This window comes from Castellaniella sp. GW247-6E4, from assembly GCF_040276065.1.
Taxonomy (GTDB): domain Bacteria; phylum Pseudomonadota; class Gammaproteobacteria; order Burkholderiales; family Burkholderiaceae_B; genus Castellaniella.
Genome location: NZ_JBELOI010000011.1, coordinates 16360 through 37117, shown reverse-complemented (window position 1 = coordinate 37117; position 20758 = coordinate 16360). Strand labels below are relative to the sequence as shown.

The following is a 20758-nucleotide window of genomic DNA, read 5'->3' as shown; positions in this document are numbered from 1 at the left end:
CGGGTCAAGCGGTGAGGCCGGCGGGGCGCAGCGCCCCGACAACCGGGTTTACTGCCGGCATGCTATATGGGCAACCAATGGTTTACCACTGGGGATAACCCGAAACGATAAAGGTGAAACCCGAGAAAGCCTCAGGACGCTCAAGTGCAGCGATTCGACAGAATCGCCGGATCGTGGGGCACCGCCACCGAGGAATCCATGTGGGCGGCGATCATCTGGGCCAAGAGGCCAACCGCCTCGCGCTGCCCCTCAACCAGAGCGGGAACCCCCGCGGCGACCGGGACCCGCAAGGCCGCATGGCACAGTCGCATGGCCTGCCGCGGTCGGCTCTCGGTCCAATTGGCCTCGAGGCCCGCATACTGGCCGTACACCAGGTCGAAGCGTGTCACCTGGACGGCCACCTCGCGCAGTTGCAGGCCCTGGGGCGCGGCCATCACGCTCACGTCGGGCACCCCAAGCGCCCGGGATATCCTCGCGGCCAGCACGGCGCGGAGCTGATCCGAAAGCGGCGCCGCCCACAGCGATCCATTCAGCAAGGCGACCCCGGCATCAGCGGCCTCGCGACGCACCACGAGCTGCGGGCGATCGACCTCGGCGGGGATGCCCACCGCCTCGACGCGCAGGCCGAAGTCCGCCGCCGCGCGGCCGGAAGCCGCCGGCACGGCGGACGGCGCCAGCGTCGGTGTCGGCGCGGACAAGCTGTAATACGCGCTGGGTGCAGCGGCGCACGCGCTCAGCAGCGCCGCGATCCCCAGGCTTGCGATTCCTCGCATCCAAGTCTCCTTTGTGACGCGCCGGCGGGCACCGGCGCACTCGGCCTGCCGGCAGGCCCTAGCGCAATGCATCCGTCGGATGGCCGCGAACCAGCGCCTCTGGATGCGCCTGTAAAAAATCCGCCAGCGTGCGCAAGGCGCGCGCTGCCCGCTCGAGCTCTCCAAGGGTCGAGTGCAGGCCTCCCAGCAGGGGCGCCTCGGGCCCCAGGGTCTGGCCGATACGATCGAAGGAACGCTGGACCGACTTCAGGGCCGCAGTCGCCTGCGGCGTCAGGCTGGCGTCGAATTGCCGCAGCAATATGTTCAAGGACTTCAGGCTGGCGTCCAGGCCCTCGCCGATCTCCTTGATCGGCACGGCATCGAGCTTGGACACGATGCTGCCGACCTGCTGCTGCAGTTGGTTCAGCTCGCCGGGCATCGTCGGCACCCCGATCGCCTCGCCATAGTCCGGGGCCGCCTCGGTCGGCGGCTTGGCCTTGGGGAAGAAATCCAGGGCCACGTACTGCTGCCCCGTCACCAGCGCGGCCGAGCGCAACTGCGCCCTCATGCCGTGACGCACCAGGGTCTGGAGCAGTTCGCGGCCGCCCTTGCCTTTATTCGCCTTGAGCAAGGCCTCATAGGCCTCGGCAAAACGCAGCGGGTACAGATCCGCGCGGACGCGGGTGTAGAAATGCCGCTTTCCCGGATCGAACTCCAGATCGATGTCCACGACGCGGCCCAGCTCCATCCCCCGGAAATCGACCGGGGCACCCACCCGCAGGCCGCGCACCGACTGGTCGAAGCGCATGATGACCTGCAAGGGCGGGCCATCGGGATCCGCCAGCGCGTCATCCCGCGTGGGGAACAGCGTGAACTCGTAATTGGCGGCCACCGGCGTCTTGTCGGCGACCCCGTCATAGGAGCTCACCTCGTCGGCCTGGGCGAAGGCGACCCCGCCCGCCAGCACCGAGCTCAAGCCCGCGACGCGCATATTGATGCCCTCGGGCGAGAGCGTCACATCGATGCCACTGATGTTCCAGAATCGCGAGTCCGCAGTCACGAAGCGATCATAGGGCGCGTCCACGAAGAACTGGATGAGCACCGAGCTGCCGTCGCGGGACATTTCATAGCCGACGACGCGGCCCACCAGAATGCGCCGATAGTAGACGCCGGTCCCGATGTCGAGGGATCCAAGATCATGTGCGCGCAGGACGTAGCGCGTGCCCCGGCGTCCGCTGGTGACCTCGGGGGGTTTTTCCAGCCCGGTGAATTGATAGGTTCGCGCGCCTTCCTCGATCTTGGTGGGCGCGTCCACGCTAATGTAAACCCCCGACATGAGTGTGCCCAGGCCGGATACCCCGGTCAGGCTGAGCTGCGGCCGCACGACCCAGAAACGCGACGCCTTTTGGGTGATGTACCCAGACCCCTCCTGCTCGAGCTGGATATCGACTTGCACATGCTGGCGGTCGTCGGCGACCCGCAGGGCGCTCACCTGGCCGACGATCACATCCTTGTAGCGCAGCTTGGTCTGCCCGGCGCTCAGGCCATCGGCCGACTCGAAGCTGATGGTGATGACCGGGCCGGTGCGCAGCCAATGGGTCACCAGCAGTGATATCCCCATCAGCACCGCAAGCAGGGGCACCAACCAAATCCAGGACCAGCGGGCACCCTTGCCGACACGGACCACGGGCCGTTCGACCCGTATGGGTTCTTCGCCATCCCGCCCCGGTTCCGTCATCGATCGCCGCTCCTGAGTTTGTCCCATCCCAAACGCGGATCATAGCTCATCGTCGCCCACATGGTCAGGATCACGACAACGCCGAAGCTGAGCGCGCCGGGACCGGGGAGGATCCGGGTGAGACCCGGAAAGTTGGCCATTGCCCCCATCAGGACCACCACGAACACGTCCAGCATCGACCACTGTCCAATGAACTCGACCATCTCGTACATGCGGGTGCGCTGGCGCTGCACTCGCGCGCCGCGCGGCTGTCGCAACAGCATCAGCACCGCCAGGGCAAGCAGTTTGGTGATCGGCACGACGACGCTCGCCACGAACACGATCAGCGCCAAGTCCCAGGACCCCAATCGCCACAGCTCGACCACGCCACCCAGGATCGTGTGGTCGCTGGCGCCGAGTATCGATTCGATGCGCATGATCGGCAGGATATTGGCGGGTACGTAGACCACCGCCGCCGCGAGGGCGAGCGCCCAGACCCGCGCCGTGATGTTCTGACGACGCCGATGCAGGCGCGCCCCGCAGCGCCGGCAGCGCCCGCTGGCGCACGCCCCCTGGACGCACCCGCAGGCATGGCAGGCCAGATCGCTGCCGTGCGCGCCCGAGGTCTCCACCAGCCCGGCCCGCTCGGCATGGTCCCAGAGCTCGAAGGCGTTCAAGCGTCCCAGGCCGGTCAGGAAAAACGACAGCAGAAAGAACCCCAGCATCCCGGGCTCGACGGTCAAGGCGGCCATCCCGGCGAACTTCACGATGGCGACGAAGATCGCCAGCACCAGGACCGGCGCCATGGACCAGGGCGTCAAGGCGCGCAGCAGGCGCATGCCAAGCGTGAAGTCCCCCGGAATCCGGCCCGTGGATATGCAGCGCACCGCCCATAGGGTAAGGACGATCTTGAGCAGCGGAAACCAGAAGCCGAATAGGCCGGTCATGATCGACAGCAGCCAATCGCCCTGGTCCCAGATGTACAGCAGCGCCTCCCAGTACGTCACGCTGACGCCGCGGCCTTGCAGCGACAGGCTGACGATGGGAAAACCCTGGGCGATGACGAAGACCGCCAGGGCCGCCAGCGACATCGCCGTCCAGCCGTTCAGGTCCAGCACCCCGCGGCGGTACAAATTGGCGCCACAGCAGGCGCAGAGGGCCCGCCCACGCGGCGTCAACTCGACGCGCTCGTGCAGCGTATCGCAGTGCGGGCAGGCGACCAGGCTCGGGCCCTGTGGATCGGCTCCCATGGACACGCGTTCTTGCGCGCGCGTCAATCCACGAGCTCGGGCTCGGGATGCGAGGGCTTGGGCACGGCGCCGCGGCTGGCCGGGTTGCCGGGGAAGTTCAGGATCACCTTGTCCTGCTCGTCCAGATCCACCTCGACCTGCCCGCCATTGACCAGCCGCCCGAACAGCAACTCGTCGGCGAGCGCCCGCCGGATCGTATCCTGGATGAGGCGCTGCATGGGCCGCGCGCCCATCGTCGGGTCGAAGCCCTCGCGGGCCAGATGCTCGCGCAGCGCCGGAGTGAACACCACCTCGACATGTTTTTCGTGAAGCTGGTCCTCGAGCTGCATGAGGAACTTGTCGACCACCCGCAGGATGATCTCGCGCGGCAGCACGGAAAATCCAATGATCGCGTCAAGCCGGTTACGGAATTCCGGCGTGAACAGGCGCTTGATATCGGCCATCTCGTCGCCGCCGCGCGCCGGCGTCGCAAACCCGATGGCATTGCGGTTCAGGGTCTCGGCGCCGGCATTGGTCGTCATCACGATGATGACGTTGCGGAAATCCGCCTTGCGGCCGTTGTTGTCGGTCAGCGTGCCGTGGTCCATGACCTGCAGCAGGATGTTGTAGACGTCGGGATGCGCTTTTTCAATCTCGTCGAGCAACAGCACGCAATGCGGCTGCTTGGTGATGGCCTCGGTCAGCAAGCCGCCCTGGTCGAAACCCACATAGCCCGGAGGCGCGCCGATCAGGCGCGAGACCGTGTGCCGCTCCATGTACTCGGACATATCGAAGCGCAGCAGCTCGATCCCCAGCACGAAGGCGAGCTGGCGCGCGACCTCGGTCTTGCCCACGCCGGTCGGCCCGGAAAACAGGAAAGAGCCGATGGGTTTGTCGGGTCGACCCAGGCCGGAGCGCGCCATCTTGATCGCGGCCGCCAGCGCGGCAATCGCCTGATCCTGGCCGAATACCACGGACTTGAGATCGCGCTCGAGCGTCGCGAGCTTGTTGCGGTCGTCGGTGGAGACGCTTTGCGGCGGGATGCGCGCGATCTTGGCGACCGTGGCCTGGATCTCGGCCTTGCCGATGAGCTTTTTCTGGCGCGATTTCGGCAGCAGGCGCTGAGCGGCCCCTGCTTCGTCGATCACGTCGATGGCCTTGTCCGGCAGGAAGCGGTCGCTGATGTGGCGCGCGGCCAGCTCGGCCGCGGCGGTGATCGCCGCCGCGGAATAACGCACCTGGTGATGCGCCTCGAAGCGTCCTTTCAAGCCCCGCAGGATCTGGATGGTCTGCTCGACCGAGGGCTCGGGAATATCGATCTTTTGGAAGCGCCGCGCCAGCGCGTGATCCTTTTCGAAGATTCCGCGGTACTCGGTGTAAGTCGTCGCGCCGATGCACTTCAGGTGCCCCGAGGACAGCGCGGGCTTGAGCAGGTTGGAGGCGTCCAGCGTGCCGCCGGAGGCCGATCCCGCCCCGATCAGAGTGTGGATCTCGTCGATGAACAGGATCGCGTTGCGGTTTTCGCGCAGCGATTTCAAGACGAGCTTGAGGCGCTGCTCGAAGTCGCCGCGATACTTGGTGCCCGCCAGCAGCGAGCCCATGTCCAGGGCGTAGACCTGGGCCTCATGCAGCACCTCGGGCACGTCGCCCTGGGTGATGCGCCACGCCAGCCCCTCGGCAATCGCGGTCTTGCCCACGCCGGCTTCGCCCACCAGCAGGGGGTTGTTCTTGCGGCGACGGCACAGCACCTGGATCACGCGCTCGACCTCGGCCTCGCGCCCGATCAGGGGATCGATCCGGCCTTTGAGCGCCTCGGCGTTCAAGTCCGTGGCATAGGTCTCGAGGGGGGACTTTTGCTGGTCGGACTTGGGGTCGGCCGCGGGCGGCTCGGCCCGCGGGCCCTCGCCCTGCGCCTGGCCCGCGTCGGGCGCCTTGGCGATGCCGTGCGACAGGTAGTTCACCACGTCCAGGCGCGAGATGCCCTGCTGGACCAGGAAATACACCGCATGGGAATCCTTTTCGCCATACATCGCGACCAGGACATTGGCGCCCGTCACCGCCGCCTTGTTTGAACTGCTCGAGGAGACGTGCATGATGGCGCGCTGGATGACGCGCTGGAATCCCAGGGTCGGCTGCGTGTCCACCTCACCATCGCCCGGGAACACCGGCGTGTTCTCGGCGATGAACTTGCGCAAATCCTGGCGCAAGGTTTCCAGATCCGCCGCGCACGCGCGCAGCACCTCGACCGCTGCGGCATTGTCCAACAGCGACAGCAGCAGATGCTCGACCGTGATGAATTCGTGCCGAGCGGCCCGAGCCTCGACAAAGGCCATGTGCAGGCTGACTTCAAGTTCTTCGGAGATCACGCTTCCTCCATGCCTAATCGGAGCGGATGAATAAATCCATGTCTCTATTCTATGACTAAAACGCCGCCGCGTAGTGCGAACAACACCGATGCGTGGCTATCGCAGGGCATTGGCCGTGGCGCAACGCCAAACCCTTTCAAGGCGCGACGGGCTCCATCACGCATTGCAGGGGGTGCTGATCGGCGTGTGCCATCCGCCGCACGGTGTCGACGCGCGTGGAGGCGATGTCGCGCGTATAGATGCCACACACCCCGCGCCCCTCGTGATGAACCTTGAGCATGATGCGCTCGGCCTCGGGATCGGGCTTATGGAAAACCTCGCGCAACACCAGGACGACGAAATCCATCGGCGTATAGTCGTCGTTGAGCAGGACCACCTGGTACATGGGCGGCGGCGCCACCCGCGTGGGGGCGGCGGCCGGCAGCAGTTCACGCTGATTCTGGATATCGGTCGGCATTTCGAGAAAATACGATTCAAACTAGCGAATCATACTGAATACTAGTGGTTTCCATAGTTGACTAATGAATAGCGAATTAAGCATTATCAACGATGTTCTGCTGGAGGGCCCGCGATCCCGCGCAATACTCCGGGGAACGGGTTTGGTGGCATTCGATGACACCAAGGTTTCAACCCCACACTCATAGACGAGAGGCTGTTCGCATGTCCGATTCAATCGAAAACACCGGGGAGTCACAAAAACTGACTGGAACGGTAAAGTGGTTCAATGATGCCAAAGGCTTTGGCTTTATTACCCCCGATAATGGGGGCGAAGACCTGTTTGCGCATTTCTCGTCCATCCAGATGAACGGCTTCAAAACCCTCAAAGAAGGCCAGAAAGTCCTGTTCGACATCGCACAAGGACCCAAAGGCAAACAGGCCCTGAACATCACCGCTGCTTGACCGTACATGCCGAAAGCCTGGATAAAACCAAGAACATATTTATTCTACCGCTGTGCAGGGCTCGCCATGAGCCCTGTTTTTTTTCTGCTGGCCGCCACGGCACCGGCCGCCTGGGGACAGGCCCTGCTGCCGATCGCCGGCCTGACGGTGGGCGCCCGCGAGGTCCAGGCCGAGGTTGCCCGCACGCCCGAGGCGCGCAGCCAGGGCTTGATGCACAGGCGCAGTCTCGCCGCCGACCATGGGATGCTGTTCGTGTTCGACGAGGACGACCAGCATTGCTTTTGGATGAAGAACACGCCCTTGCCGCTGTCGATCGCCTTTATCGACGCCAAGGGCCGGATCACGTCGATCCAGGACATGCAGCCCTATGCTCTGGACACGCACTGCCCGCCAGGGCCGGTGCGCTACGCCCTTGAAATGAGCGAGGGGTGGTTCAAGCGAGCGGGCGTATCGGTGCGGGACACGGTCTCGCCTCTGCCGCCGCCATAAGCCGGCGCCCCGGCCAGCCGTCCCGAAAACACGAGGCGGCCGGGATGCCGGGGTGTTCCCGGCGTGGGTTCAGGCCAGATTGGCGGCCGCGAATTCCCAGTTGACCAGCGCCCAGAAATTCTCGAGGTACTTGGGACGGGCGTTGCGGTAGTCGATGTAGTAGGCGTGCTCCCAGACGTCACAGGTCAGCAGCGCCTTGTCGCCGGAGGTGAGCGGGGTGCCGGCATTGCTGGTGTTGACGATGTCCAGCGTGCCATCGGCCTTTTTCACCAGCCAGGTCCAGCCCGAGCCAAAATTACCGGCGGCCGATTGCGTGAAGGCCGCTTTGAAAGCGTCCACACCGCCCCACTTGGCCTCGATCGCCGCGCGCAGCGCGCCGGAGGGCTCGCCGCCGCCCTTGGGCGAGAGGCTGTTCCAGTAAAAGGTGTGGTTCCAGACCTGAGCCGCGTTGTTGAACACACCGCCCGAGGACTTGCGGATGATGTCCTCCAGGCTGGCGGATGCGAGGTCGGTGCCCTCGATCGCCTTGTTCAGGTTCGTGACGTATGCCTGGTGATGCTTGCCATAATGGAACTCGAGGGTTTCCTTGGAAATGTGCGGCGCCAGCGCATCCATGGCATACGGCAGGGGCGGAAGGGTAAAAGCCATAATATTTCCTTCAAACAGACAGTGAACGGACACAAAACCGGGCCGGGACCCGCCGCCGCGCAAACCGTACGTGCGGCGCGGCATCGGCGGGAGCCTTTCAAAACGGAGATTCGGTATGCACGATATCAGCCTGGGCGCGGCCCGAGCCGAATTCAACGTCGATGCGCTCTCCTATGTTTAAGTCTAACGCATTTTTGACGATGTTCCCGGAGGGGCCGCGCACGATGGCATAGCCTCGGCCGAGCACACCGCGCGGATCCAGCGCCTCGAGCCTGCCGCGCACCGCCGCGAGCCGGGCCGCCTGTACTTGCGTGCGATGCGACACGGCGGCTTGCAGGCGCTGGGCCGCCGCCGTCAGGCGCTGGCCCCGCAGGCGCAAACGCTGCGCGGGTGAAACGAGCTGCGCAGCCGCTTTGTCCAGGCGCATGGCAGCGCGATCCAGGCGCCGCCGCTGGGCGACGGCCAAAGCGCCCAGCGCATTGCGCAGGCGTTCTTCGCAGGCGGCCTGGCTGTCGCAGCACAGCTCGGCCGCGGCCGTGGGCGTGGGGGCCCGCAAGTCAGCCACAAAATCGGCGATCGTGAAATCGGTCTCGTGACCCACGCCGCTCACGATCGGAATCGGGCTGGCCGCGATGGCGCGCGCCAGCGCCTCGTCGTTGAAGCTCCAGAGATCCTCAAGGCTGCCGCCGCCACGCACCAGCAACAGGGTATCGACCTCGGCGCGCGCGACCGCCAGCGCCAACGCCTCGCACAGCTGCGCCGCCGCCTCGCGTCCCTGCACCGGCGCCGGATAGACCACCACCCGGACGTGCGGCGCCCGGCGCGCCATCACCGAGAGCACGTCGCGCAAGGCGGCGGCGGCCAGCGAGGTCACCACCCCGACCGCACGCGGCATGGCGGCGATGGGCCGCCGGCGGGCGGGGTCGATCAAGCCCTCGGTGCTCAGGCGGTCGCGCAGGCGCAGGAAAGCCTCGTGCAGATCGCCGCGCCCGGCCCGGCGCATGGCCTCGACCTGGAGCTGATAATCGCCCCGGGGCTCGTACAGGGACACCTGCACGCGCAGTTCGAGGCGCTCGCCCACCCGGGGGACAAAGCCGACGGCCTGCGCCCGTCCGCGGAACATCACCGCGCGCACGGCGGCAGATTCGTCCTTGATCGAAAAATACCAGTGCCCGGAGGCCGCACGCGTGAAATTGGAGATCTCGCCACACACCCATACCCGGGGAATGCCAGCCTCAAGCAACCGCGCCACCCGATGATTGAGCTGGGCCACCGTCAACACGTCGTCCGCACCCGGAAAACCGCCACGCGCGCCGTCCTCGCCCGAAATACTCATGAAAACCTATCCACAGCAAGATGCCTTTTGTCAACTGCGCCTATTTTCAAGCTTTTTGAGGCGTCACATTAAATATGACTTTAATGTAATGAAATAAACCATTGATTTAATTATATAAAATAGAATTTAAGCCTGTGCGCGAAAATCAACCAATGAACTGACGAGAAGCATGAAACATGCGGATCGGAGGGCTTGTACACAGAATTATCCACAGAATCTGTGGATACTGCCCGCAAAGCCAACGGGCATGCCGTTCTCGCCTACCAAACACCCATTTCACGCGCTTTGCCACACGCCTCGGAGCCACATCCCGGGCCGCGCGGGACCCACCGCTCGTAAAACCCGGCCCACGCGCAAAGCTGGCCTTAAAATAGGCGCTTTGCACCGCACCCGAAGAGGCCTATCTTGCTGGACATCATCGAGGCGGCCGGCTGGCCGATCTGGCTGCTGATCGCGACCTCGGTCGTCACCCTGGCGATCATCATAGAACGATTCGTCGCCCTGCGCGCAGGGCGGATCATGCCCCCCGGCCTGCCCGAGCAGGTGCTCGAGCTCATGCGCCGCCAGCAGGACCAGGCCGACGCCATCCTGCGCCTGGCGCGCCAATGCCCCATGGGCAGGATCCTCGCCGAGGTCGCCGCGCACCGCGATGAGCCCGACGACTGGCGGCTCGACGCTATCGAGGACGTCGGCAAGGACGTCGCCTGGCGGCTGAACCGCTACCTGCCCGCCCTGGCCACCATCGCCGTGGTGGCGCCGCTGCTCGGCCTGTTCGGCACCGTGGTCGGCATGATCGAAATTTTTGGCGCCTACAACCCTTCCGGCAGCGACCCGGCTCTGCTCGCGCACGGCATTTCGGTCGCCCTGTACAACACCGGCTTCGGCATCCTGATCGCCATTCCGGCGCTGATTTTTCACCGCTATTTCCGCTCGCGCGTGGATTACTTCCTGCACTCGATGGAGCGCGAGGCCGGCGTGCTCAACCGCCTGATCAGCCACAGGACGGTCTCATGAATTTCCGCCCGGCGCCCGCCCGCGACGACCCCGAGATGAACCTCATCCCGCTCATCGACGTGCTGCTGGTGATCCTGATTTTCCTGGCGGCCTCGACCTCGTTCACCCAGATGCGCCAGCTCCAGATCGCACTGCCGGAAGCCAGCGCCCAGGCCCTGGAGGACGATACGCCGATCTCGCTCGCAATCAGCCAAGAGGGCCTGTACGCCCTGGACGGCGAGTACGTGGGCGGCGAAAGGGACGATACCCTGGCGCAGGCCCTGCGCAAGGCGGCACACGGGCGCGAGTCGATCGCCCTGCGCATCAACGCCGACGCGCAGGCAACCCACGCCGCCGTCGTGCGGGCGCTCGAGGCCGCGCGCCTGGCGGGCATTTCGCGGGTACATTTCACCACCTTGGCCCGGCCTTGAGACGCCGCGTCGAAAACTGGCTGCACACGATCTGGAGCGAGCGCACACTGGCGAGCGACCTGCTGCTGCCCCTGTCCTGGCTGGTCGCCGGCGCCGGCGCATGGCGCGCCTGGCGGGCGCGACGCGCGCATCCGGCGCGCCCGCCTGTGCCGCTCGTGGTGATCGGCAACATCCTGGTGGGCGGCACCGGCAAGACCCCCGTCGTCATCGCCCTCTGCCAGGCCCTGGCCGCGCGCGGCTGGCATCCCGGCGTGGTCAGCCGCGGCTACGGCGTGCGCAGCGGCCCCCGGCCACGGCTCGCGCGCGACGGCGCCCAGGCCGAGCGGCTGGGTGACGAGCCCGCGCTGATCGCGCGCGCGACCGGGGCCCCGGTCGCCGTCCACCCCCGGCGGCCGCTGGCCGTCGCCGCCCTGCTGGACGCCCACCCCGAGGTGGACGTGATCCTCTCGGACGACGGCCTGCAGCACCTGGCGATGGCGCGCGACGTCGAGATCATCGTCCAGGACCGGCGCGGCACGGGCAACGGACGGCTGCTGCCCGCAGGCCCTCTGCGCGAACCCGTCGCCCGCCTCGCGCGCGCGGATTGGATCATCGACAACGACGCGGCCGCGCCGCCACGCCCCGGCGCGATCGGCATGGTGCTGCGCCCGGTGCGCGCCGAGCACCTGGCGAGCGGGCGCAGCCTCGCCTGGTCGGACTGGCGGCGCGAACACGCGGGCCTGGACTGCAGCGCGGCGGCGGCCATCGGCCAGCCCCGGCGATTCTTCGACATGCTGGAACAGGCCGGGCTGCGCCTGATCCGCACCCTGCCCCTGCCCGATCACCATGACTACCGCGACGATCCCCTGCGGGCACTGCCATCGGGGCCGGTCCTGGTCACCGCCAAGGACGCCGTCAAGTGCGCCGCGCTCGGCGACCCCCGCTTGTGGGCGATCCACGTCGAAGCCGTCTTTTCGGATCCGGGCTGGATCGACGCGCTGGATGCGCGGCTGCGCGAGGCGCAAAACACCCTGGACGCCGCCGGCCACGCCAAGCGGTGAACGACGCCTCGCGGGCATGGGGTGCAACGCGCGAACACTCGCATTAAACTAGCTGTTTTCCCATCCCCCGTCCCCGGAGCCCCCCATGGAGAATCGCCTGCTACAAATCCTGGTCTGCCCGGTGTGCAAGGGCCCCCTGCGGCACGATCGCGAGCACCAGGAGCTGATCTGCATGGCCGACAAGCTGGCGTTCCCCATCCGCGACGGGGTACCCGTGATGCTCGAGGGCGAGGCGCGCCTGCTCGAGCCCGACGCCGCCCGCTAGGCCCCGCGCCAGTGGCCCGACGACCGCCTCCAGAGCGCCCGGCATGAGTTTCATTGCCGCCATCCCCGCGCGGGCGGCCTCCACCCGCCTGCCCGGCAAGGCCCTGCTCGATCTCGGCGGCAAACCCATGGTGGTGCGCACCGCGCAGCGCGCCGCGCTGTCGGGCGCGACGCGCATCCTCGTGGCCACCGACCACGAGGATATCGCCGCCGCAGTCCGTCGCGAGGGCTTCGAGGCCATGATGACCCGCGCCGACCATCCCACGGGCACCGACCGTCTGTCCGAGATCGTCCAGGCGCTGGCGCTCGATGATGCCGCCGTGGTGGTCAACGTTCAGGGCGACGAGCCCCTGATCGATCCCGCCGCGATCGACGCCGTCGCCGCCCTGCTGGCCGGCCGCCCCGAGGCGGCCATCGCCACCTGCGCGAGCCCCATCCGCGACGCGCGGGCTCTGTTCGATCCGAACGCGGTCAAGGTCGTCTGCGACGCGCAGGGCCACGCCCTGTACTTCTCGCGCGCGCCGATCCCCTGGGCGCGCGACGCGCTGGCCGACGGCGGACAGCGCGTCGCGCCGGGACTGCCGGCCTGGCGCCACATCGGGCTGTACGCCTACCGGGCAGGGTTTCTGCGGGCCTTTCCGGGCCTGCCGGCGGGCCCGCTCGAGCGTTTTGAATCCCTCGAACAATTGCGTGCCCTCGAACACGGCTATCGCATCGCCGTCCACCTGGGCGTCGAGGACCCGGCAGCCGGCGTGGACACTGCCGCCGACCTCGAACGCGTGCGCGCCCTGTTTGCCGCCGGCTACACGTGACCGTGCCCAAGCCGCCCGGAACTGCAAAAATTGGTGCATTGCGGCATAATCAGGAACATTTTTTCAGAAGAAAAACCTTCGGGAGGAAACCATGCGTTTGATTCTGCTCGGACCGCCAGGCGCCGGTAAGGGGACCCAGGCCGCCTTCATCACCGAGGCCTTCGGCATCCCCCAGATCTCGACGGGCGACATGCTGCGCGCCGCCGTCAAGGCGCAAACACCCTTGGGCCTGGAGGCCAAGAAGATCATGGACAGCGGCGGGCTGGTGTCCGACGACATCATCATCGGCCTGGTGCGCGACCGTCTGCGCCAGGGCGACTGTGCGACCGGCTATCTGTTCGACGGCTTCCCGCGCACCCTCCCGCAGGCCGACGCCCTCAAGGACGCCTCGGTGCGCCTGGACCATGTCGTCGAGATCGCCGTGCCCGAGGAAAACATCATCGAGCGCGTGAGCGGGCGGCGTGTGCACGTCGCCAGCGGCCGCACCTACCACATCAAGTTCAACCCGCCCAAGCGCGACGGCCTGGACGACGACACCGGCGAGCCCCTGATCCAGCGCGACGACGACCGCGAGGAAACCGTCAGGCACCGTCTGGCGGTCTATCGCGAGCAGACCCGCCCCCTGGTCGACTATTATTCCAACTGGGCGCACTCCGGGGACCCGACCGCGCCGCGCTATGCCCAAGTCTCGGGCCTGGGTCCGGTCGACGAGATCCGCCAGCGCATCCTCGCCATCCTGCGCGGCTGAGCCCGCGGCACACTCCCAGCGAAGCGGAGACTCCATGGACATCCAGGACAAGGTATTCATCATCACCGGCGGCGCCTCGGGGCTGGGCGCGGGCACCGCGCGCAGCCTGGCCGCCGACGGCGCCCGCGTGGTGCTCGCGGACGTCCAGGACGACGCCGGCGAGGCCCTGGCGCGCGAACTCGGCCAGACCTACGTGCATTGCGACGTCACCGCCGAGGCCGACGCCCAGGCCGCCATCGACGCGGCGCTCGCGCGCGGCCCCCTGTCCGGCCTGGTCAACTGCGCCGGGATCGCGCCGGCCGCCCGCACCATCGGCAAGACCGGCCCCCATTCACTGGACCTGTTCCGCAAGGTGATCGACATCAACTTGGTGGGCACGTTCAATATGGCGCGCCTGGCGGCGCAGGCCATGGCCGGCAACGCCCCCGAGGCCACCGGCGAGCGCGGCGTGATCATCAACACCGCCTCTGTGGCCGCCTATGATGGCCAGATCGGCCAGGCGGCGTACGCCGCCTCCAAGGCCGGCATCGTCGGCATGACGCTGGCCATCGCCCGTGACCTGTCGCGCCTGGGCATCCGCTGCATGACCATCGCTCCGGGGATCTTCGGCACTCCCATGCTGTTCGGCATGCCGCAAGAGGTCCAGGACTCACTCGCCGCCAGCGTCCCCTTCCCGTCGCGTCTGGGCCGCCCCGAGGACTACGCCAAGCTCGTGCGCGCCATTCTCGCCAACGACATGCTCAACGGCGAGACCATCCGCCTGGACGGCGCCATCCGCATGGCTCCGAAATAGGGCCGGACGGACACGGCCGGATGGGCCTGCTGCGATCAGCCGCCACGATTAGCGGCCTGACCCTCTTCTCTCGCATCACCGGGCTGCTGCGCGACATCCTGATCGCCAGCGTCTACGGCGCGGGGCCGCTGACCGACGCCTTCTGGGTCGCCTTTCGCATCCCCAACCTGCTGCGGCGCCTGTTCGCCGAGGGGGCATTCTCGCAGGCGTTCGTGCCCATCCTGGGTGAGGTCCGCAAGCATGGCGACCAAGACAGCGTTCGACGCCTCCTCGACCACGTCGCGCTGGTCCTGCTGGCCGTCCTCACCCTGGTCACCCTGGTGGGCATCGTCGGCGCGCCCTGGGTGGTGACCGCCATGGCCAGCGGCATGCGCACCGCGGCGCGCGCCACCGAATTCGAGGCCGCCACCTGGATGACCCGGCTGATGTTCCCCTACATCATCTGCATGTCGCTGGTGGCCTTCGCCTCGGGAGTGCTCAACACCTATAGCCGCTTTGCCGTGCCGGCCATCACCCCGGTGCTGCTCAACCTGTCGATGATCGGCGCAAGCCTGCTGCTGGCGCCGCACACCGCCCGGCCCATCGATGCCCTGGCCATTGGCGTGATGATCGGCGGGATCCTGCAGCTCGCGGTGCAGTGGGCCGCCCTGGGGCGCCTGGGCCTGCTGCCGCGCTACGGGGCGGGACTGCGGGCCGCTTGGCGCGACGCCATCGTACGGCGCGTCATGCGCCAGATGCTGCCCGCCATCCTGGGCGTGTCGGTCGCCCAGATTTCACTGTTGATCAACACCAATATCGCCACTTGGCTCGCGCCCGGCAGCGTCACCTGGCTATCCTTTGCCGACCGCCTGATGGAATTCCCCACCGCGCTGCTGGGCGTGGCGCTGGGAACGGTGCTGCTGCCCAGCCTGTCGGCGGCCCACGCCGGCGGCGACCAGCACCGCTACAACGCCTTGCTGGACTGGGGCTTGCGCCTGGTGTTCCTGCTGGGCCTGCCGGCGGCGCTGGGATTGGCACTCTTGTCCGACGGACTGGTGGCGGTCCTGTTCAACTATGGCGCCTTCAGCGCGGCCGACGTGGCGCAGACCCGCCTGGCCGTGATGGCGTATGCCGTGGGCCTGCTGGGCCTGCTGGCCATCAAGATTCTTGCACCGGGCTTCTACGCGAAACAGGACATCCGTACACCGGTGCGGGTCGCGATCCTGGTGCTCGTGGCCACACAGGCCCTGAATCTCGTCCTGGTGCCCTGGCTGGCGCACGCCGGCCTGGCCCTGTCGATCGGCCTAGGCGCCACCCTCAACGCCCTGAGCCTCGCCCTGCTGATGCGCCGGCGTGGCCTGTACACGCCGCTGCCGGGCTGGGGGCGATTCACCCTGCGCCTGCTGCCGGCCCTGGCGGTCCTCGCGGCGGTGCTGCTCGCAGCCGACCGGCACCTGGACTGGATCGCGCTGGCGGCCACGCCCGGCCTGCGCGCGGCCTGGCTTGCCGGCGTGCTGTGCGCGGCCGTCGCCCTCTATTTCAGCGCCTTGTTTTTATTCGGATTTCGGCTCGCGGACTTTACACGAAAACGCGCTTAATATACACTTGTCGTCTTTGCTTGGTTTAGCATCAGCAAGCCTTACCCGGTTCACAACTTTAAACGACAGATTTCCATGGCCAATTCCGCACAAGCCCGCAAGCGCGCCCGCCAGGCCGTTGCCCGCAACAAACACAATTCCAGCATGCGCTCGATGCTGCGCACCGCGATCAAACGCGTGCGCCAGGCCATCGAGGCCGGCGACCAGACCGCCGCGAACGAGGTCTTCCAAAAGGCCAGCAGCGTCATCGACCGTGTGGCCGACAAGCAGATCATCCACAAGAACAAGGCTGCCCGCCACAAGAGCCGCCTCTCGGCCGCCATCAAGGCCCTGGCCTGAGGCACTACCGGGCTCATCGCTAGCAGCCGCATTGAAAAGGGCGCCCAGGCGCCCTTTTTGTCGTGCCTGCGAGACCCGCGCAACGGCCCGCCCCGCCGGCAACGGCTTCAATCCTCGCGGCGCCCCAGCAGCAGGAACTCCATCAAGGCTTTCTGGACGTGCAGGCGGTTTTCCGCCTCGTCCCAGACCACGCTCTGCGGACCATCGATCACCTCGCCCGCGACCTCCTCGCCCCGATGCGCGGGCAGGCAATGCATGAACACCGCCTCGGGGTGCGCCGCGGCCATCATGCGCTCGTCCACGCACCAGTCGGCAAAGGCCAGGCGCCGGGCCTCGTTCTCGGACTCGTAGCCCATGCTGGTCCACACGTCGGTGGTCACCAGGTGCGCCCCCCGGCAGGCCTCGAGCGGATCGTCGAACTCGCGCAGGGTCGAGGCGTGCTGTGCGCCCACGCGCCGCCGATCCAGGCGATAGCCCTCGGGCGCCGAGACGTGCAGGGTGAAGCCCAGCAGTTCGGCCGCCTGCAGCCAGGTGTAGGCCATGTTGTTGGCGTCCCCGATCCAGGCGATGGTCCGGCCCCGGATCGGGCCGCGGTGCTCGATGAAAGTCAGGATGTCGGCCAGAATCTGGCAGGGATGGAATTCATTGGTCAGGCCGTTGATGACCGGCACGCGCGAATGCGCCGCAAAACGCTCGATCCTGGTCTGCTCATAGGTCCGGATCATCACCAGGTCGACCATGCGCGAAATCACCCGCGCCGTATCCTCGATGGGCTCTGAGCGGCCCAGTTGCGAGCCCTCGGTGGTCAGGTAGATGACCGAGCCGCCCAGTTGGTACATACCCGCCTCGAAGGACACGCGCGTGCGCGTGCTGGCCTTCTCGAACACCATCGCGAGGTTGCGGTCATGCAAGGTGTGGTGCGGCAGATAGCGCTTGAACTTGTCCTTGATGATCCGGGCGCGATCAAGCACATAGAGGATTTCGGATTCGGAGAAATCCCGCAACTGCAGAAAGTGGCGCAAGGGCCCGGGAGTGGTGATGGCCGACATACGAAACCCTGGTTAAAACGAGCATCTTACCGTGGGCGACCGACACGCGCAAAACGCCAATCAGATACAATGCGCGGCGAAGGTCGCCTCGCACGCCCAAGAAAACGCCCTCCTGCCGAGCCCCGGCTTGCCGCCTCCAAAAGAGGCTGTCAGCCTTGGTATGGCCCAACGACACGCAAGGGCGGGCTTTGTCCCTGGAAACCACATGACTCACCCTGTCCCGCACCTCATCATCCACGGCATCACCCTGGAGGGCCAGCGGTTCCGGCCCAGCGATTGGGCCGAACGGCTGGCGGGCGTCATGTCGCAATTCCGGCCCGAGGGCTCGGTGCCCAGCCCCCTCAGCTATTCGCCTTACGTCATGCCGCGCCTGCTCGACGGCGTGCGTTGCGTGGTGGTCGACCACCGCCTGCGTCAGATCGAACCCCTGGCCTGGAAGTTCGTCTGCGATTTCGCGCACAGCAACCAGCTCAAGACCACCGACACCGCAGAATCGGACGAGGGCGAGCCATAACAGGCCCGCCGCGCGCCGCCCCTATTTACTTCGAATTCGCGTCCTGCCGGATCTGCGGGATCGCGGACTGCTCGGATGCCGACAACAGCCCGGCCTGGGCGTAGGTAAAGAGCTTGGCCCGGGTATCGACGATATCGAGGTTGCGCATCGTCAACTGGCCGATGCGGTCGCGCGGCGAGAACGTCGACGCGCCCTTTTCCATCGTCAGGCGTTCGGGCTGATAGGTCAGGTTGGGCGAGCGCGTGTCCAGAATCGAGTAATCGTTGCCGCGGCGCAATTCGATCACGACCTCGCCCGTGATCGCGCGGGCCACCCAGCGTTGGGCCGTTTCACGCAGCATGATCGCCTGAGGATCGAACCAACGGCCCTGGTACAGCAGGCGCCCCAGGCGCAAGCCATTGATGCGGTATTGCTCGATGGTGTCCTCGTTGTGGATGCCGGTGACTAGGCGCTCGTAGGCCGCATGCAGCAGCGCCATGCCCGGGGCCTCGTAAATGCCGCGACTCTTGGCCTCGATGATGCGATTCTCGATCTGGTCGCTCATGCCCAGGCCATGGCGCCCGCCGATCCGGTTGGCCTCGAGCATCAGCTCGACCAAGTCGTCGTACTCGACGCCATTCAGGGCGACCGGGCGGCCCTCGTCAAAGCGCACCGCGACCTCCTCGGCAGCCACCTCGACCTCGGGGCGCCAGAACGCCGCGCCCATAATGGGCTGCACGATGCGGATACCGGAATCCAGATGCTCGAGATCCTTGGCCTCATGGGTCGCGCCCAGCATATTGGAATCGGTCGAATAGGCCTTTTCCGCCGACATCTTGTAGTCGAAGCCGTTCTCTCGCATGTACTCGGACATCTCGGCGCGACCGCCAAGCTCGTCGATGAAACGCTGGTCCAGCCAGGGCTTGTAGATGCGCAGCTCGGGATTGGTTAGCAGGCCGTAGCGGTAAAAGCGCTCGATGTCGTTGCCCTTGAAGGTGCTGCCGTCGCCCCAGATGTTGACGTCGTCCTCTTTCATGGCGGCGACCAGCATGGTGCCGGTCACGGCGCGCCCGATCGGCGTGGTATTGAAATACGTCACGCCCCCCGTGGAAATATGAAAGGCATGGCACTGCAAGGCCGCAAGCCCCTCGGCCACGAGCTGCGCGCGACAATCGATCAGGCGCGCGCCCTGCGCGCCATAGCTCAGGGCCTTGCGCGGAATCTCGTCGTAATCCGGCTCGTCAGGCTGGCCCAGATTGGCTGTGTACGCATAGGGCAACGCGCCCTTGTTGCGCATCCACAGCAGCGCGGCGCTGGTATCCAGCCCGCCGGAAAAGGCGATGCCGACCTTCTGCCCGATCGGCAGGTCTTCGAGTATGGTTGTGCTCATGTGAAATCCGGCAAGTCCATGCGTTCAAGTCAATCGGGCATTATATCGCCGGCCCCGCATCATCCCAGAATCTCGTCGAGCCAATCCATCGAAACCGCCGCCGACAAGGACAGGTTGCTCACCTGGCAATGGGCATCGGCCCCCTCGAGCGCGGTGAACAGGCGGGGCGTGCAGGGCCCGCCGACCATGTCCTGGAACACCTGCCACTGCCGCAAGGGCTCGGCCCCCTCGCCGTCGCCCACCAGCGCCAGCGAAGGACAGCGGATCGCGGCCAATTCGTCCGCGCTCAGCCTGAAATCCAGCATGCGGCGGTAAGTCTGGCTGAACGTCGGCTGACCAAAGCGCAGCATGAGGTTGCGCGACATGGCGCGCGTCTGGGCATTCATCACCGCATCGGGAATGTGGTCCAGGTCGGCCACCCTGAAATCGTCCGACTCGGGCAGCGTCGCCGGATCGAGTCCGATGAAGGAAGTCATGTAGGCATGTAGATCGGTGATCGGCGAGTTGGGGATCAGCGCCCGGATCCGCGGCTCGTGCGCCGCGATGCGGGACGCGAAATATCCCCCGAAGCTGATGCCCATCAGGGCCAGGCGGCGCGGATCCATGCCCGGCTGGGCCAGGGCGTAGTCCACCGCCTGGTGTCCCACGCCCTCGAAGTCCGGCGCAAAATGGCTGGCCTCGTTGAAACGCCAGGCGTCCATCTGGCCCGGCCCGGTGAACAGCAGCAGATCGTAGCCGCGCTCGAGCGCCGGCCGGCCATACGCGAGATACGTTTCCTCGAGCGTGCCATCGAATCCGCTGACGATCATGAGCAAGCGGTCGCCGGCACCGCGCGCGCCGCGGATATGGTAGGCAGGCAGGCGCAGCCCCCCGTGCGAGAACCAGAGCTCCACGCACGAGGCCTCGTCCCATTGCATGGCCCACAGGAAGGACTGGCGGCTGGCCATGCCGTATTCCCGATGGCGGGGATCGTCCACCGGACAATAATATTCCGCCGCCCGATAGCTGTTGCAGGCCACCAGATATTGGTCCCGGGCGCTGATCGCGTGTCCATTGCGCGCCCGCATCGCCGCATCCTCTGATTGGCGCCAGCCCGCCTCGGAAAAAACCTCGATCCACGAGGCCGGATCAGCATCGCGAATCCGCGACGCCGCCGCCAGGCACTCGCCGATCGAAGCGCCACCGTATCGCACCGAACCCAATTGCCGCATGAGCTGGTGATCCATCTCAGGGTCGCGAAACCCCTGCACCCGTGTATGCCCGCGCTCCAGAGCCTCAGCCATTCCCCCTCCCCAGGCCGTGCGCCGGCCTGTCGGTCATCGGTTCCCACGCTCGGCCGCGACTCGCCTCCACACCACTGGCGCCCGTCTGCGACTGTGACCATATGCTACT

At 66.5% G+C, this 20758-nt stretch carries 22 protein-coding genes; 12 read left to right on the top strand and 10 right to left on the bottom strand.

From position 1 onward, the window contains the following. Positions 1 to 140 precede the first annotated feature (140 nt). The 5 genes from ABS761_RS13640 to clpS all read right to left on the bottom strand — a co-directional run bounded on the left by ABS761_RS13640 (position 141) and on the right by clpS (position 6521). Positions 141 to 773: a PqiC family protein gene (locus ABS761_RS13640; RefSeq protein WP_350408887.1), complete on the bottom strand. Its 633-nt coding sequence runs from the start codon at positions 771 to 773 to the stop codon at positions 141 to 143. 58 nt (positions 774 to 831) lie between these two features. Next, positions 832 to 2490, bottom strand: a complete 1659-nt coding sequence (locus tag ABS761_RS13635; protein WP_350408886.1) for a PqiB family protein — start codon at positions 2488 to 2490, stop codon at positions 832 to 834. Continuing rightward, positions 2487 to 3719, bottom strand: coding sequence for a paraquat-inducible protein A (locus ABS761_RS13630; RefSeq protein ID WP_350408885.1), 1233 nt, complete (start codon positions 3717 to 3719; stop codon positions 2487 to 2489). Before ABS761_RS13630 ends, ABS761_RS13635 begins: the two co-directional genes overlap by 4 nt. 23 nt (positions 3720 to 3742) lie before the next feature. Beyond that, the gene (gene clpA, locus ABS761_RS13625) at positions 3743 to 6064 is read right to left on the bottom strand and encodes an ATP-dependent Clp protease ATP-binding subunit ClpA (protein ID WP_350408884.1); all 2322 of its coding nucleotides are present in this window, start codon (positions 6062 to 6064) and stop codon (positions 3743 to 3745) included. A gap of 136 nt (positions 6065 to 6200) precedes the next feature. Beyond that, the gene (gene clpS, locus ABS761_RS13620) at positions 6201 to 6521 is read right to left on the bottom strand and encodes an ATP-dependent Clp protease adapter ClpS (RefSeq protein WP_350408883.1); all 321 of its coding nucleotides are present in this window, start codon (positions 6519 to 6521) and stop codon (positions 6201 to 6203) included. Between the two features lie 203 nt (positions 6522 to 6724). On the opposite strand from clpS, the gene ABS761_RS13615 reads away from it, so the two are divergent. Together ABS761_RS13615 and ABS761_RS13610 are read left to right on the top strand one after the other, a co-directional pair. After that, positions 6725 to 6964 carry a cold-shock protein gene (locus tag ABS761_RS13615; RefSeq protein WP_350408882.1) on the top strand — a complete coding sequence of 80 codons (240 nt, stop codon included), beginning with the start codon at positions 6725 to 6727 and terminating at the stop codon, positions 6962 to 6964. 66 nt (positions 6965 to 7030) lie between these two features. Then, complete coding sequence (locus ABS761_RS13610; RefSeq protein WP_350408881.1) at positions 7031 to 7453, top strand: DUF192 domain-containing protein; 423 nt, start codon at positions 7031 to 7033, stop codon at positions 7451 to 7453. A gap of 69 nt (positions 7454 to 7522) precedes the next feature. On the opposite strand, the gene sodB is transcribed toward ABS761_RS13610, so the two are convergent. Then, positions 7523 to 8101: a superoxide dismutase [Fe] gene (sodB, locus tag ABS761_RS13605; protein ID WP_350408880.1), complete on the bottom strand. Its 579-nt coding sequence runs from the start codon at positions 8099 to 8101 to the stop codon at positions 7523 to 7525. Between the two features lie 97 nt (positions 8102 to 8198). After that, entirely contained in the window at positions 8199 to 9437 is a 1239-nt protein-coding gene (gene xseA / locus ABS761_RS13600; RefSeq protein ID WP_350408879.1) for an exodeoxyribonuclease VII large subunit, read from the bottom strand. Between the two features lie 405 nt (positions 9438 to 9842). Between xseA and ABS761_RS13595 the strand changes: the two genes are divergently transcribed. The 9 genes from ABS761_RS13595 (at position 9843) to rpsT (ending at position 16434) form a co-directional block, all read left to right on the top strand. Then, positions 9843 to 10451 (top strand): MotA/TolQ/ExbB proton channel family protein, encoded by a 609-nt coding sequence (locus ABS761_RS13595; RefSeq protein WP_350408878.1) that lies wholly within the window; start codon positions 9843 to 9845, stop codon positions 10449 to 10451. After that, positions 10448 to 10861: an ExbD/TolR family protein gene (locus tag ABS761_RS13590; protein ID WP_350408877.1), complete on the top strand. Its 414-nt coding sequence runs from the start codon at positions 10448 to 10450 to the stop codon at positions 10859 to 10861. Before ABS761_RS13595 ends, ABS761_RS13590 begins: the two co-directional genes overlap by 4 nt. Next, complete coding sequence (gene lpxK, locus ABS761_RS13585) at positions 10858 to 11901, top strand: tetraacyldisaccharide 4'-kinase (protein WP_350408876.1); 1044 nt, start codon at positions 10858 to 10860, stop codon at positions 11899 to 11901. The genes ABS761_RS13590 and lpxK overlap by 4 nt, the downstream gene beginning before the upstream one ends. Before the next feature lie 85 nt (positions 11902 to 11986). Continuing rightward, a complete protein-coding gene (locus ABS761_RS13580; RefSeq protein WP_350408875.1) occupies positions 11987 to 12166 on the top strand; it encodes a Trm112 family protein in 180 nt (59 codons plus the stop codon). A 43-nt stretch (positions 12167 to 12209) separates the two neighbouring features. Then, a complete protein-coding gene (gene kdsB, locus ABS761_RS13575; protein ID WP_350408874.1) occupies positions 12210 to 12977 on the top strand; it encodes a 3-deoxy-manno-octulosonate cytidylyltransferase in 768 nt (255 codons plus the stop codon). Positions 12978 to 13068: 91 nt separating this feature from the next. After that, a complete protein-coding gene (gene adk / locus ABS761_RS13570; protein ID WP_350408873.1) occupies positions 13069 to 13725 on the top strand; it encodes an adenylate kinase in 657 nt (218 codons plus the stop codon). A 34-nt stretch (positions 13726 to 13759) separates the two neighbouring features. Beyond that, complete coding sequence (locus ABS761_RS13565; RefSeq protein WP_350408872.1) at positions 13760 to 14518, top strand: 3-hydroxyacyl-CoA dehydrogenase; 759 nt, start codon at positions 13760 to 13762, stop codon at positions 14516 to 14518. A gap of 20 nt (positions 14519 to 14538) precedes the next feature. Further along, positions 14539 to 16095, top strand: a complete 1557-nt coding sequence (murJ, locus tag ABS761_RS13560) for a murein biosynthesis integral membrane protein MurJ (protein WP_350408871.1) — start codon at positions 14539 to 14541, stop codon at positions 16093 to 16095. Positions 16096 to 16170: 75 nt separating this feature from the next. Continuing rightward, on the top strand, positions 16171 to 16434 hold the full coding sequence (rpsT, locus tag ABS761_RS13555; protein ID WP_350408870.1) for a 30S ribosomal protein S20: 264 nt from the start codon (positions 16171 to 16173) through the stop codon (positions 16432 to 16434). A gap of 107 nt (positions 16435 to 16541) precedes the next feature. Here the strand turns inward: rpsT and argF are convergent, their stop codons facing one another. Next, complete coding sequence (gene argF, locus ABS761_RS13550) at positions 16542 to 17483, bottom strand: ornithine carbamoyltransferase (protein WP_350408869.1); 942 nt, start codon at positions 17481 to 17483, stop codon at positions 16542 to 16544. Positions 17484 to 17688: 205 nt separating this feature from the next. Between argF and ABS761_RS13545 the strand changes: the two genes are divergently transcribed. Next, the gene (locus ABS761_RS13545) at positions 17689 to 17997 is read left to right on the top strand and encodes a DUF3579 domain-containing protein (protein ID WP_350408868.1); all 309 of its coding nucleotides are present in this window, start codon (positions 17689 to 17691) and stop codon (positions 17995 to 17997) included. Positions 17998 to 18022: 25 nt separating this feature from the next. Here ABS761_RS13545 and argG read toward each other — a convergent pair whose 3' ends face one another. Next, the gene (gene argG, locus ABS761_RS13540; protein ID WP_350408867.1) at positions 18023 to 19366 is read right to left on the bottom strand and encodes an argininosuccinate synthase; all 1344 of its coding nucleotides are present in this window, start codon (positions 19364 to 19366) and stop codon (positions 18023 to 18025) included. Positions 19367 to 19425: 59 nt separating this feature from the next. Continuing rightward, positions 19426 to 20649, bottom strand: coding sequence for an alpha/beta hydrolase family protein (locus tag ABS761_RS13535; protein WP_350408866.1), 1224 nt, complete (start codon positions 20647 to 20649; stop codon positions 19426 to 19428). Positions 20650 to 20758: the final 109 nt, after the last annotated feature.